The organism is Crenobacter oryzisoli (genome assembly GCF_030385785.1).
Lineage (GTDB): Bacteria > Pseudomonadota > Gammaproteobacteria > Burkholderiales > Chromobacteriaceae > Crenobacter_A > Crenobacter_A oryzisoli.
The window spans coordinates 168,089-181,835 of sequence record NZ_JAUEDK010000004.1 but is presented as its reverse complement, the minus strand read 5'-3'; the positions used below and the strand labels follow the sequence as shown (position 1 = coordinate 181,835).

Here is a 13,747-nt window from a genome sequence, read left to right as displayed (position 1 = left end):
ACTCGAACTTGAACTGCTGCGGCGTATTGTCTTTCACCGCCTTGGCCAGCCAGCTCATCTCATCGGCCGTCACCTTCGGTGGACGCCCCGGGATCGGCTTGGCCAGCAGGGCGTTTTGGCCGCCATTGGCAAAGTCTGCTAACCAGCGAAACACCGTGCGCGGGTTGACACCGTAGGCGGCTGCTACGCTTTGCACCGATTGGCCCTCTCGAATCGCCTTGACGGCTTGCTGGCGCATGACCTGGAGGGTGTGGTGGTCAATCCCGCGGGCGTCAGAGTTTCGTTTGCATTTCATGAAGAAAATTATCACATGAAATGGCATTACTTTCTAAAAGGTTAGTAACTCCAGCGCGGAACTGGCTTGAAGCACTTGTTAGATTGGTAGCATGAATACGTCCCCATTCAGTCTTTTGCGTTTGCTCAGCTTTGTCTTCGAATTGCTGTGAAATGACATAGCGCCCCCAAAGCTGCCGGAGGGTCAGCCCTTTGCCGTCAACACTATGCCGCTCAAGCAACTCACGCTCAGCGACGCGCGCAACTTCTTCAGTGTCGTAGACTCTGTCGAAGCTCAGGATGCTTGCGTCGTATCTGCAGTCGCCACGGCCCGTTCGTCAGTCGATTTACGCCCACTGCCGCCTCCGCACCCACCCGTCATGTGCAAAAGCATTGCACATGGGATTAACGTACCACCGCAAAGAAAAATTAAACCATTGCTTTTATTGCATTTACTGACAGGTCTCTGAACCTAAAATTGGGAATTTGGTGTCCAGGTCGGGATCGGACCGGTATGACCGAAGTCGAGGGATTACTAATCCATGGTATTTTTTCCGTTACCCCCTTTGTTTTCAATGCTTCCTGCTGTGCTCTCTCTGCTCATGGAACACTTGTGGCACTGAAAGTGAAATCAGGGGATGGCGAGGGATGTTTGCGGTGACTGGCAAAGTGCCCCACTGGGGCACTTGCTAGGGGGGCGGAAGGACACAAAAAATGGCGTGGCGTTGTGCTGCTGCATGCCGGTGTATTTTGGCTTAGTGTCCCACCAGTGCTCCGAGGGGTTTAAGACAACAAAAAAGCGCCTTTCGGCGCTGTTTTGATGCTTGCTGAAGCCCTCTATTTATAAGGGCTGGTGCCCCGGGCCGGGGTCGAACCGGCACGACCGAAGTCGAGGGATTTTAAGTCTGGCTCGTCGTGTTTTCTGATTTGTGCTGGCGTGTTTTTATTTGTTATTTATCAACACGTTACATAAACACAGTTGTTCGGTTTCATGCTGAGTTATGCCACGTTTTTTTGGCTGAGTGTCCCACCAGTGCCCCATGGGACAGTATGCCGATGGCCTTCTTGCCCCAAGTGCACCCCCAAATGTTCCCCCAACGTTGCGGCGATACCCCATTGTTGATGGCCGGGTCGAATCGGTGCGCCGATTGTGCGTGAAACTCGGGAACCTCAATTCGGGGGTGTCGAGGTTGGCGGCATGGCTGGCGACACGCATCCTCAATGGCCAAAAAAATGCCCGCTCAAGGCGGGCGAAGCTCAAAAGTCAACAATACATGCAACAGTCACAGGTGCGGGCCATCCGCATTCCCAATGCCACGGAGATCGAGAGGAACCATAGAAAAGGAAGCCAGTGATGCTGCTTAAAGTTATCAGCGTTCGCGCAATAGCACCCCCCCTCGTCAAGGGGGTAAGGTGGGGGAGATGGCCAAAAAAATGATAGCGTCCGTCAAGGTAGCGCTCAGCGAAAGAGCCATCATTTCAACAGATAAGAAGAATTCGCCACCCCAGTATTGCCATGAAAGAAAACGCAATTCTCCATGGAAATCATGGATATTGACTTCTTATGGTTCAATCAGTAACCGTGGGCCAGCAATGCACTGTACTCTTGAACGAATCTCGGTCGTAAGTAAAACTGCCGGTAGGCTTGTTCAACGGTCTTAAAATACTCGGAGGGTGAGCCCCAAGTAATGTCACGCAAGAGAGTACCGCCATCGGTGTCTTCATTGTGAAAATCGTTGTACTTAACTAAGTCGGTAAACTGGAACCCTAGAGCTGACAGCTCTCGGTAGCACTCGATTTCCGTTTGCGTGATTGGGCCACTCTCCATGGTGCAGTTGCCATTCACACTTTCGTGATGGTCTTGTGCGTTAGCAAACGCCCTGTCCCAGTTGAGTATCAACTGGTCGTAACAAATAAAGCGCTCGGCCTTGGGATCCTCACCTTGCTGCTCTTTACTTAGAACCGTCGTGGCTCTGGAGAAATCCTTATACAGCGCGAAGTACGCCAGCGTCACGCCGCTCTGGATGGCAAAATCAATCGTCTGCTGTGCGCTCTCCTGATCCTCCCATTGACCTCCAAGCATGAAATAAGCCTTTGTGAGAATGTCTGCATCCCGAAGTCGGAGGAACAATTCTGTAATGTGGTCATTGCCAACAACTCCACTCGCTACCTTGCTTTTCCTACGCTGCTCTTCACTTCCGTGCTCGACGCCAAAAGCGAGCATACGACAGCCAGAACGTTGCAATCGGGCTATAAAGTCACCATTAGGAAACTCGGCCTCGTAGGCAAAAAAGTCCTCAAGGCGAAAGATTCCGCGCCAACCAAATGAATCGCCAGCAGTTTCTTTGATCTCCGCCAGACCTTTTAGAAATTCGCTAGCCCACGCGAGCCCGAGATATTTGGCAGCGCCCTCCTTCGCATTGGACGCGATCTGGGGTAGCAAATTATCGTCGATGAACTGGATACGAAGATCTCGGTGCTGTGAAGCCAGATCACTAATCTCATTGAGGACATGTGCTACTTCTCGGCGTTGCTCGCCACCGCTTTTTTCCCTACGCTCTGTACAAAAGACACAATTCCAGTCACACCCTTGTGACATGACCACATGTGCTTCATGGAATTTGCTCGACTTAGATCTTGTTCGTGCCGGCTCATATTGGTTGTCGCCGTTACGATAAATCCGACGATCAAGCACAACATGCAACCATGCTGGCAGCGGTTTCAGCGATGGTTGCTGTGACAGGCCTATAGGCGACACGTTATGTGATGGCGACACACCACGGCCCACTACGTTCCAGCTCTGTTGGTTGGCAGTGATACCCGGCGCTTCTGGCCATGGTCCAGGGGTTTTCAGACTCGCCACAAGTGTAGATAGATTCTCCACTGCATCGGCCGAAACGGCAAAATCCCAGCTTGCCTGTGCATCTTCCATATGCACCGTAGAGAACTGCCAGGCATTGAGTTTGGCAGCTGGGCCACCAATTACCAGCGTCGTGCTCTGTGTCCGTTTGCGAATATCTACGAGCATCTTCATCGTTGATCTGATGGTGGAAAACACCGTGTTGAATCCGATCAAGTCAAAGGTTCCCGCCAAGCGCAGCACTTCGGTGCGCAGCTTCGGGAAGCGGTGGCAGTCTGCGACCTGCACGTCGTGCCCCTCCGCCGCGAGATGGGAAGCCAGCAGGCCCAGGCCAAGTGCAGGAGTGCTGGTTCGCGATGCGCCGGACGCATCGTCATCAATTTCGATGGGTGGCAACACGAGCAGTATGCGTTTCACCACCTGCAAGGTATCGGTACGTGTAATGGCAACTTCCGGGTGTGTCCTTCCGCGAAGCTGAGGCGCTGCCTCTCCCACGACCGGACCAATCAACCATCTGGCCACGGGAAAGTCCAAGACACTCAGAGGCGTAGGCACACCGACTTCCGGAGGCGAATCACGCTCTTCCAGATAATGACTCAGGAATTCCCGATGTAGCCAGGGATGGCCACCATCGGTGGCTACAGCCGTGTCCACAATGTTACCCAGCACCTGGTTGAGGGGTGTATCGACGGTCAAGCTCCCCGCATCTGCAGCAACTTCCAGCCGCCGCCGCAGTGTGCGCGAGAACGCCAAGTGCAATGCAGCCCACCGGATGCTCTCATCTTCATCCCGGGCCATGCAACGCAAGACTTCGAGAATTACATTTGTCGGGAGGCTTGCGGTAGCAAACGCCGCGAAAACGCGCTTGTCGCCACGCCAGTGACCTTTGACCGCGCCGGCACCGGGATAATAGGAGCGGAAGAAAGCGACTGTCTGATCGGCCACCTGTCGGGCAGGTTCTGGCCCCAAGGCCATTAACGCCAGCGCCGTCGACGACAATCCAGGATTGCCTACAATGGACTGAGCGATATCGTGTGCGTGTCGCGCTACATTTGTACAGCGCGTGAGTTCCTCGACGAATGTTGGGTCGCTTTCGAGTTTCGGGAAGAGCTGCGCGAGTTCCGGGTGTCTGCTCGCAAGACGTGCGAGCCGAATAGAGAATGAGGCGGTCTCACCGGACAACTGAACAGGCGCAAAGAACTTGGGAGCAATCTCGCTTGCCTGGTGCGAGAACTCTTTAGCAAAGGCTGCGGCGTAGTAAAACAATTCCTTCGTCAGAAACGTATCATTCCAGATTACCTTCAACATGGCCTCTGGAAAGGACTGCGAAAACTCCCGAAAGCTTTTACATATGTTGGCGCACGCTGCCATGAAGCGCCAACACACGTCCATGCGCCCCGATTCCCTTGCGGTTTCGCCAAACGGCCCCACGACGGCCATGCGATCACCGATCGCGCGACCGATCGCGTGTAGCTTCTCACGCAATTCAGCCCTGTCCCGCAGATCAGCGTTCTTGCCGGCGTCACTCAGGTTGTTGAATGCTGTCGTCAAATCGCCCCAGTCCTCTTCTAGATCCAGTTTGTCCAGATTGTCGAGGATACGCTCCAGCACCTGGCGGGATTCCTCCTGCTTCTGTCCCGCGACCTGTCGGTTTGACCAGTGCACAGACCCGGGGAGGTACCAACCAGTGCCTTCGAGCAAGTCAGAAGCACAGCGCTTCCAGCTGAATTCACGCTTGAGTAGACTTGCGAGATCGATAGCGGCTTGCTTTCGCGCTTCGATATTGGCAGTCATGTCAAGTAACACATTGGCAAATTTCCCGATATCCTCCGGATTCGGTGTGCATGCGGCTGTGCCGCCTCCAATGTTGACGAATTCGACGCTTCCGAATGGCACCTCCGGGAACTGCTGTTTCAGCTCATCAAGCAGCATAGCAAGCCCCGACTGACGCGAGCACACGAGCGGAACACCCGCGCACAGGGCCTCCCACCCACTCAGGCCAAATCCCTCATGCCACGACGGCATAAGCGCTAGGTGACAACTGGCAAGGCGCTGACGCAGGGCTGCCTGATCGTCGGAGAACGGCTCTGGATGTAGCACGAACGCTGCATCCTTGTTGCCTATCTCCTTCAGCTGTTCTATCAAGTCTTGGTCGGACTGGGGGTCAACTCCCCAAGCGAAAAGCTGCCCACGTGCGACCCACGCCTCGGAATTGCTTTCACGTCCTTGCGCGTATGCCGCCGCCAGCGCATAGACAGCCAATATCGAGTTCTTGATCGGATCGTCTTCACGGTTAAGGCGTCCCGATATGAAGACTTGCAGGTCCACACGTGGGTCATGAGTCTGCAATCTGACCTTGTCCACCCCCGGTACCAGCGGTCTAACCGGCGATCTGGGGCGGTGCGTGGCGCTTCGCACCGATGCGAAGTTGCGCTGTAACAGCGGCCCTACCGCGAAGGCGCAATCTGCGGCCGCAATGATGTCTCGCTGTTTGGCCGAGCGTTCGGCCACCTTCTCCAGGCTCAGATCTTTCATGAACGCATACGCCGAGTAATCCATGTGACCAATCACGGCTGACTTGACGTCAATCTCACTGCCCAGGTGCGTACGGAGCGCGTTGGCACAGTCGATGGCCACCTGACCTGTAATGGTGTCGTGCCCCACCACTAGTACGCCTTGCAAAGTTTCTGGTTCCAGCGCTTTACAGCGCGTTTCAATGTCGTCCGCGAGTGACGTGGCGGTGAACGTCTCATGCTCAACAAGTTCGACGGCGCCTGCAGAACCGCCCGTATCCTCCGGCAGCCGGTTGACAAAGCAGATCGTCTGGCTCCCTTTCGGTAGCGCCTGTGTCATACCTTCTGCCAGCCCTCTGTTGAAGACATTTAACCCACCCAATTCGCTTCCCCAGCGGGTTGCAAGCAAGGCCACCACGTATGCCATCTCGGCTCCTAAATTTTCGTAATATGTCGGGGGTCAGCTGTAGCGCCTGGCGCTCACTGCATCGGTGAATGATTTTCGAATTAATCCCGTACGACGTTGCAACCCTTGGTACGGGCATTTCACCGGCCCCGGAATTACAACTCCGAAGAGACCGGAGTCAATGCTAATTATCGACGATCCGAAGACCAATATCGAACGGCCGTAAGTTGCCGGTAGCTGACATCTTTCTGTTGGGGCAGATCGTCCACTTTGGCCGAATCGCGGTCATATTAGCCAGATTTTGAACGTAGCCACTTTCCATCTGTTTGCTTATGCCCTCCCTTGGATTAATTCACCTGTTTGATACTTCCCCCTGCTGCATCTCCAAGAAATCCGCCCACCACTGCATCATGCGCCTTCGCTCTTCCAGATATTCGGCCCGGTGATAGGCTGCGCGCACCTTGTTGCGCTCCGCGTGCGCGAGCTGGCATTCGATCACGTCGGGGTCGAACCCAGCGCGTCCATGCCGGCCAATGTCGCGGGGTTGTGCAGTAGGATGGCGGCGTGGAATCCTGCCGGATCGCCAGCGGGGTTTCGCCGCCGAATTGCTCCAACTGTAGCCGGCATTTGATATGCCGGAACGCTTCCTCAATGCACCAGCGCCGGGGTACAGCTCGGCAAAGTCGGCGACAGGATAGCGTGTTTCGTCCAGCAGATTGGTCGCCAGCACTTCGATCAGCCCGCTGGACAGGCAGACGCGAACCAGACGTAGCGGGAAGGGGGTGATCGGCAAGTCGTACTTCTTGAAGGCCGGCAACTGCTCCTTGTTCGGCGCGACGGTCACGACCGCCGAGGCGCGAGCCGGAGGCCACAAAGGCGCTAACCTGCGGGTTAAACGAGGTGGCGAGCCGCATGCAGTAGGCTCGGTTGCGTTGGTCGAGCAGGGCAAACAGCCAATAGGCGGGATAGCCGCCATCCGGCACCAACACGTTGGTTGCCGCGCCATGAAAGCGAGCCATCCACCTCCGCAACCCTTCGACTGGAAAGGCGGTTGCTCGGGCTCAGCCCCCTCAAGCAACCACATACAGAAAGCAGTTCCCCACGGCGCGGCAGGCCCTTCGACCAAAACTTACTCCATGCTGGGAGTGAACAGCCCGCCTGTCGTTGAGCATACAAAATTGCTGTTATTCTTTACGATCGTTAGCCTCTTAGGTAGGAGACAAGATGGGGATCAAGCTCTGCCGCCTTATGTCATCGTTGTTGCTTATGGTAGTCGCCGGATGCGCTACGGTCGATTATCAGCCTTACGAGGGGCGCAACAACCTCTACCATGGTGACGGAGGCACCAAAGTTAGTGTAAACGGGGTAGATTTTTGGGCCAATGGAGCCCCCACACGCAAGTTCACGATTCTTGGTGTCGTAACGAGCGAGGTAGGTAGCGGGGTCGGCGACGAATCAATTATCAGGTCTGCCGTTGCGAGTAAAGTAAAAGAACAAGGCGGCAACGCAGCAATCGAGATGTCGAGTTCTGAAAAATTTTCCGGGATTCTAAAGCTCAGTCCGAGTCTCTATAGTGCCGCAAACACCAAGCGTATGCGATTTGCGGTAGTCCGGTACACGGACTAACAGCCATCTCCTATCTTCCACAAGAAGATGAAACCAATAAGACTGCTGTTTGCAGCGCAATGCCTGCAGAACACCCCAGACGTGCCGAGGTAAATCTTGCGAACACATATCGTTTATAAATCATTATTCCTACTAGCCATCTCTGCACTTGCTTTTGCAAAAACAGCAAAGGCTGCCGATATTTTCGTCGACAATAAAGTGGGCTTTGTAAAAATCTATTTAACCGGAGATATAGTCAAAAAAGACGCAGATGACTTTTCCCGAGCACTTACGCATTTAAAAAGCGATTTTGACAAAAAGAATTTCAAAAAAGATTCACCATTTTCAAAAATGCTGATAATAGATTCTCCCGGAGGGATGGTTGATGCGGCCATGCGCATCGGGACGCTAGTACGCAGCAATAGAATGATGGTCGTGGTGCCCATCAATGCAAAGTGTTTAAGTTCCTGTGTCTATGTTGCGGCCGGGGGGGTGCTTCGCTGGTTATATGGTGATATAGGAATTCATAGGCCATACTTCATAACTGCGCAATCTGAGGGTTTCGACACCGCAATGAAAAGAGTAATTGGAGAGTCGAAAGCTTATTTTTCTCGCATGAACGTTTCCGAGCAACTGGCTAACGACATGTTTGCGACTCCTCCAGAGGAGGTCCATATTCTAGGTGATAGAGAGCTAAAAAGCTATTGGCTTGGAGAAGAAGACATGGCCTACACTGAGGAGATAGAGATAGCAAACGCGGCTTCGCTTAAAATGTCCAGGCAGGAATATATACAGCGTCAAAAACTGGCGAAGGAGGAATCCAGTCGAAAGTGTACTGTCTACGATGAAATGGTCACATGCATGGGAAATATTTATAGAAAATACGGACTAGTGCAAGGTAAAAATAATAAATAAGCCATAAATTCCGCACTGATAAAAATAGCCCGCGCGAAATGAGTCACGCGGGCTATTTTTTTAATTCTGCCGCTCTATTAGGTAAACGGTCCTGAATAACTTGCAATGCGTTTATTTTGCTGGACAAACCAACGAATATTCGCTGCAATAATCGCCAGTCCCAATAAAATCTATGCAATTTTCCGCCAATTTTCTATCGATGAATGGCACTTGGTTATTGAGGCCTCCGTGCTTCTTATGAAGTAAGAATAATGCAAAAACGACTCGTGATGGCATCACAAAAAACCGCGCCCCTCTCCTGGGGCGTGGCTCTCTTTAAAACAGAATTATCTCTGCATTATTTTATGCCAATTGGTAACATTATGTTTTCAAAGAAATATAATTATGCCATCGGATTTACGTGTAATGCGATGGGTTGCATGGGACCCAAACCTGCTACGCCAAAGAACGAGGACATGTTCCGCCAGCGGCTCAACGAGCTGGTCAACCTCAAGCACCCGCTGGTGCAACTGACTTAGCACCTCAACTGGTCGGTGTTCGAACGTGAATGGGCCGGCTTCTTGCCCTCCAAGCGTGGCCGCCCGGCGATTGCTCCCCAGATGATCGCCGAGCTGCTCTATCTGCAGCACACGTTCAGCCTGTCGGACGAAGCCGTGGTCTGGGGCTCGATCGAGAATCCCTATTGGCAATTGTTCTGTGGAGAGACCTGGCTTCAGCACCATCCCCCATTGCCCCCAGCTTGCTCACGCGCTGGCGCAAGCGCATCGGTGAAGAGGGCCTCGAATGGCTGCTCACGCAGACCATCCAGGCGGCCGAGTCAGTGGGCGTGGTGAAGCAACAGAGCTTTGACAGTCTGCCATGGCAGCATCGCTAAGAAATCTGATGCCATTTCCAAAACGGACGCTTACTTTGCTTCTGAGGAATCGCCTGGGGTGGCGCAGTAGCCCCCCTCCCCCCCGCCTTGAGGGAAGGTCTGGTCATCGCTTGTCGGCTTGGCGCTTTCGTTCTCGCTCGATCTCGGCTTCCTCCCGGTGCATCTCCTTTGCTCGCATCAGTAAGTCACGGGTGCGGCGCATTACCTCGTTGAAGCGCTTGCGGTCCTCGATCTCGCCGGCAGAGCGCAGCCCATGTTTCCAGGCGTTCTGGCTACTGGCCCCCTTGCCGTCTTCCGTCCTCGGCCCGATGCTCTTCTCCCACGGCTTCCACCGCTTGATCGCCTCGGCCTGCTTGGCCCGGCGCTCGGGTGTCCATCCATTCGCCATGCTGGTGCTCTAATAGTTCGTTTGTCCTGTTTGCTTGCGGCGCAGTCGATCCGGGCGCGTGGGGTGCCGTGCCGTTGTTGACCTGCTGCGGCCCGCTGGTGACGTTGGCCTGATTGGCGAACACGGCCACCCTCGGGTGCTTCACTTCGGCCAGTGTTTCCAGGGTGGCGCGGCACTGGCTCTGCGCCTTCATCGCCATGCGCATGTAACGCTCGGTCGCCTCCAAGCTGTGCCCGACGTTCTGCACGGCCCGTTGTGCCATCAGGTTGAACAGGGCGTCGAGCGTCTGCGCTTGGGCTGCCAGGACGGTTTCCGCATAGCCTAGATCGCCTGCTTGGATCTGGTCGGTACGCCCCTTGAGGGCTTTGGCGTGGTCGCCGGGAGAGACCGCCTCGTTGGAGAGACGTAGCCCGCCGATGCCGTGCAACTGCCATGCGGTCATGGCGGCCTGAATGATCGGGCTGCTGGCGGCTTTCGCCCATTCAATTCTTTTAGCTGATAGTAGAGAGCGACGGAAATTCCGCTATGTTTCTAGGCCATGAAATTTCCGCCCTCACATGCGCGCGCGTATCTGTGCGGAATTTCCCTCTACGGTTCGACGTCCCAGCAATCCGGGCGCTTCCGCGCTTTTCCGAGCAGTAGCCGTTCCAATGTTCGGCCACCGCATTCATGCGGAAGCCGCTTCTTGGCAAGTAACTCAACCAGTTCCGGGCAAACGTAAATGGACAGGCGCTTGAAGCCCGCTGCGGCCATCTTTGCCTTGTATTTCTTCAGTCGCTCTGCATTAGTGCTCATTAGCTCAGTTCCTCAAGGTGGTCGGGATGTACCCCGCGCAGGTCACCCGCGATCCACGCTGCGCAATAGCCCTTCTCGACGTTCTTCTTGAAGGCCCATTCGCCCAGACCCTCCCAGATCTCATCGGGTAGCTCGGCGGTCTTGGCGGCGAAAAGTGATGGGAACACATGCAACGGCGCACCGGCCGCGATCACGAACGGCCCCGTGCCGGGCTGGTGAAACAGCAGCGGGGCGGTTGTGCGGTGGGTAGGATGGAGCGCGGGGTCATCGTGCTGGCGTTTCCGCGCCACACCAGCAGGATCGGCAGCTGGCAGGCCCAGCGCGGCGGAGGTGGCGACGGCGGCGGTGAAGTCGCCGACCGGGCGCAGTCCTTCTTCCGGTGCCTGGCACTGGCGCAGGTAGGCGAGCAGGGCCGGCTTGTTGGCACGGATGCGGTCGCGATAACGCGCGATGGTGGCTTGTGGCCCCTGTGCCCTGACGGTGCTTTCATCGATCAACAGCAGGACCAGACCGTCTTTTCTGGCCTCGAAGATCAGCTCGGCAGCGGTGGCAATGTCGGCGTTCATCAAAAGTCCTCCATGTTGTCAGCGGCCTCGTAGTCAACCAGCCAATCCTCGTCACTTTGGCCCAATGCAGGGTTTCTATCCGCAACATTGTCACATGCCTTATCTGGCAGGGGTTTGAGCGTTGCGGATAGGTTTTTTGATGTTGCGTTTTGCACTTGAACTGCAACACTCAAACCCGCGCCGTTATTGGCTTGTTGCGCTGTTGCGGTTAGAGAGCCGGGTTGCTCCAGATAACGGGCGAAAGCGTCCTGAAAATCATCGCGCCGGTAGCCACGTGGGGTGGCAATGCCGACCCGAATCACAACCGGTTTGATGCCGTAGCTTTTCAGTCGGTTGGACAGCTGCTTGGGCGTCATCGGGCGGCCCTTATTGGACGTCGCCCAGCTCTTTTCCTCGTCCTCGATCAACGCAGCCAGCAGGTCGGCAGAAGCCAGCTTGTCTACCAGTCTTGTCTCGAACACCTCGCGGATGTCACCTAATAGCTCTTGATCCAGGCTGGGAGCTTCCTCCACGCCCGAGAGGGTCAGCGCCGCATGGACGGCGAGCCTCGGCCAATCGCCGCCGGCCAGCTCGGCAATCGACAGCAGCGGCTCCCAGTTGTCGGCGTTGCGGTTCTGCAAGGCGGCGGGCATGTCCGGGGTGTAGTCGGCTAGGCGGTGCGCATGATCGTCCGTCCAGCGTGCGAGCTTCCTGCGCATGACCAGAAACAGCTTGTCCGCCTCGCTGGAGCGCAGCCGGTCGGTGTGCTCGTGCGGCAGCTTGCGGCGCAACCGGAGCGGAATGGCGCGGCTCTCGATGGTGCCGGCCCGCTTGCCGATGCCGGCCATCGCCTTGGCGCTCCAGGTCGTGAACATGCGCGGCTCGTGGTCGTCGCCCACCACTCGCACCACGAAGGCGGTGTCGCGGGTGTGGCCCGAATTGATGATGCCGCGCAACTCCTCGTTGTTGTCGGCGAAGGCGTCCGCCTCGTCGATTAGCAGCGTGGGTTGCCACTGCTCCACAGCGCGGAACAGGGCGGCCGGGGTGATGTTGGACGCCATCAACGGGCGCTTGGCGAGGCGTCCCAGCGTGGTCAGCATTACCGACTTGCCACAGTTGCGCTCCGGTGCGGTGATGTTGGCAATCGGGGCGACCTGTACCACGTCGATCAGCCAGGTCATCGCTGCCCACAGCGCGGCGGCGTGCGCGGTTTCCGGCTGGCAGATCACATAGCGGCGGATGTTCAGCGCCAGTTCGGACAGCAGCGCCGCGCCGTTTAGTTCTTCCGGCCACGGTTCCACTACCTCAAACGCCATGCCGCTACCGGATACCTCCTCATCGCTGGTGGGCCGGTGCTTGCGGTGCTCGTCCACTACGCGCTTGAGCCCGGGCTGGTCCAGCCCAAGGCGTTCGGCGGCGCCCTTCTTGGCGCGCTCATAGGCAAGTACAGACATGCTCGCAAGGCGCTCGATCAGCTCTTCTTCGCTTTCCAGCATTAGTGCGTCTACCTCGGGCGCATCGGCGGATTGAGCGAGTCGTTCCATGTCATCACGTGCGGTCATGCGGCCTCCTGCTGTTGTCGGGATTGGTACACGTCCAACCAGTCAGTGCCGGGCGTGCTAGGGATGAGCAGGCGGATGCGCCGCGCTTCATCGAGCAGGCGCTTGGCCAGCTTCTTGGCGGCCTGCTGGCCGGTGCCGCTCACGTCGTTGTCGGCCATGATGTGAATATCGGTGACGGACTCGGGCAGCGAAACGTGCTCCAGCCCCCATGCCGACACGCAGGACCATACCGGCAGGCCGGAACCCAGCCAGACGCCAAGCGCAGTTTCCGGCCCTTCGCAAACGGCCATCTCGCCATTGCGCGGCTCGTACAGCCGGATCGCTGCGCCACGCATGGCTCCCTCTCGAGCGGTCAGCAGCTTCTTGGCATCCAGTAGCTCGCCAGTCTCCGGATCGGTCGGGCGGGCCTTGTGGCCGTCCGGGGTCAGGTAGATACGGTGCAGGCCGACGACTTCGCCGCTCGGGCTGGTGACTTGTGCCAGCAGCGCCGAGAAGGTGCCGAGCCGTTGCCCCTCGCGCCAGTAGCCGAGCGCCGGATGGCAGCGCAACACGGCCGGGATGGCATCGAGCACTAGCCCACGGCTGGCCAGGTAGCGCGTCACCGGGTCGCCGGCCTTGAGCGGATGCGCCTCGGCCCACAGCTTGGCGATGGTGGCGCTGTTGTCACGCTTGGCCGGTGCTGGCGGTGCAGCAGGGACAGGCGTCCGCAAGTGTGTCACACCGGCCCCCATGCCTAGCATCCCCGCCACGGCCCGCAGCGCGGTCTTGAAGTCGCAGCCGAGCCAATGCATGGCCAGCGCGAAGCCATCGCCGCCTAGCCCGTCCAGCGAGCGGCAGACAAAGCGGCCGGTACCTTGGTCGATGAACGAAAAGCGATCGGTGCCCCCGCAGCACGGACAGGGTTTGTTCTTCTTAGTCAGGACGGCGGCGGGAATGCCCAGCGCCGTGAGGATATCCGGCCAGCGCCCATAGGCAGCGCGGCGGACAGTGTGCAAGTTGATTCGGGACATA

At 56.7% G+C, this 13,747-nt stretch carries 11 protein-coding genes and 1 pseudogene; 3 read left to right on the top strand and 9 right to left on the bottom strand.

Annotated features, from left to right (window positions below; translation table 11 throughout):
- The 4 genes from QU481_RS03905 to QU481_RS23970 all read right to left on the bottom strand — a co-directional run.
- Positions 1-295: helix-turn-helix domain-containing protein (locus tag QU481_RS03905; RefSeq protein WP_289828410.1), on the bottom strand; the 295-nt coding region annotated here is incomplete at its 3' end.
- Positions 273-515, bottom strand: coding sequence for a hypothetical protein (locus QU481_RS03900; RefSeq protein WP_289828578.1), 243 nt, complete (start codon positions 513-515; stop codon positions 273-275). The genes QU481_RS03900 and QU481_RS03905, both read right to left, overlap by 23 nt.
- A gap of 1,331 nt (positions 516-1,846) precedes the next feature.
- The gene (locus tag QU481_RS03895; protein ID WP_289828577.1) at positions 1,847-6,073 is read right to left on the bottom strand and encodes a radical SAM protein; all 4,227 of its coding nucleotides are present in this window, start codon (positions 6,071-6,073) and stop codon (positions 1,847-1,849) included.
- Positions 6,074-6,404: 331 nt separating this feature from the next.
- The gene (locus tag QU481_RS23970; protein ID WP_435382718.1) at positions 6,405-6,896 is read right to left on the bottom strand and encodes a hypothetical protein; all 492 of its coding nucleotides are present in this window, start codon (positions 6,894-6,896) and stop codon (positions 6,405-6,407) included.
- A gap of 380 nt (positions 6,897-7,276) precedes the next feature.
- Here QU481_RS23970 and QU481_RS03885 point away from each other — a divergent pair, with 380 nt between their 5' ends.
- The 3 genes and pseudogenes from QU481_RS03885 to QU481_RS03875 form a co-directional block, all read left to right on the top strand.
- Positions 7,277-7,678 carry a hypothetical protein gene (locus QU481_RS03885; protein ID WP_289828576.1) on the top strand — a complete coding sequence of 134 codons (402 nt, stop codon included), beginning with the start codon at positions 7,277-7,279 and terminating at the stop codon, positions 7,676-7,678.
- A gap of 96 nt (positions 7,679-7,774) precedes the next feature.
- Positions 7,775-8,572 (top strand): COG3904 family protein, encoded by a 798-nt coding sequence (locus QU481_RS03880; protein ID WP_289828575.1) that lies wholly within the window; start codon positions 7,775-7,777, stop codon positions 8,570-8,572.
- A gap of 419 nt (positions 8,573-8,991) precedes the next feature.
- A pseudogene (locus QU481_RS03875) lies at positions 8,992-9,428 on the top strand (transposase); the annotation flags it as partial.
- A 290-nt stretch (positions 9,429-9,718) separates the two neighbouring features.
- Here QU481_RS03875 and QU481_RS03870 read toward each other — a convergent pair.
- The 5 genes from QU481_RS03870 to QU481_RS03850 all read right to left on the bottom strand — a co-directional run bounded on the left by QU481_RS03870 (position 9,719) and on the right by QU481_RS03850 (position 13,746).
- Entirely contained in the window at positions 9,719-10,276 is a 558-nt protein-coding gene (locus QU481_RS03870; protein ID WP_289828574.1) for a hypothetical protein, read from the bottom strand.
- Between the two features lie 146 nt (positions 10,277-10,422).
- Positions 10,423-10,629, bottom strand: coding sequence for a hypothetical protein (locus tag QU481_RS03865; protein ID WP_289828573.1), 207 nt, complete (start codon positions 10,627-10,629; stop codon positions 10,423-10,425).
- Positions 10,629-11,195, bottom strand: a complete 567-nt coding sequence (locus tag QU481_RS03860; protein WP_289828572.1) for a hypothetical protein — start codon at positions 11,193-11,195, stop codon at positions 10,629-10,631. Before QU481_RS03860 ends, QU481_RS03865 begins: the two co-directional genes overlap by 1 nt.
- Complete coding sequence (locus QU481_RS03855; RefSeq protein WP_289828571.1) at positions 11,195-12,736, bottom strand: DUF3631 domain-containing protein; 1,542 nt, start codon at positions 12,734-12,736, stop codon at positions 11,195-11,197. The genes QU481_RS03860 and QU481_RS03855 overlap by 1 nt, the downstream gene beginning before the upstream one ends.
- Positions 12,733-13,746 (bottom strand): DUF7146 domain-containing protein, encoded by a 1,014-nt coding sequence (locus QU481_RS03850; RefSeq protein ID WP_289828570.1) that lies wholly within the window; start codon positions 13,744-13,746, stop codon positions 12,733-12,735. The genes QU481_RS03855 and QU481_RS03850 overlap by 4 nt, the downstream gene beginning before the upstream one ends.
- Between the last annotated feature and the right edge of the window lies 1 nt (position 13,747).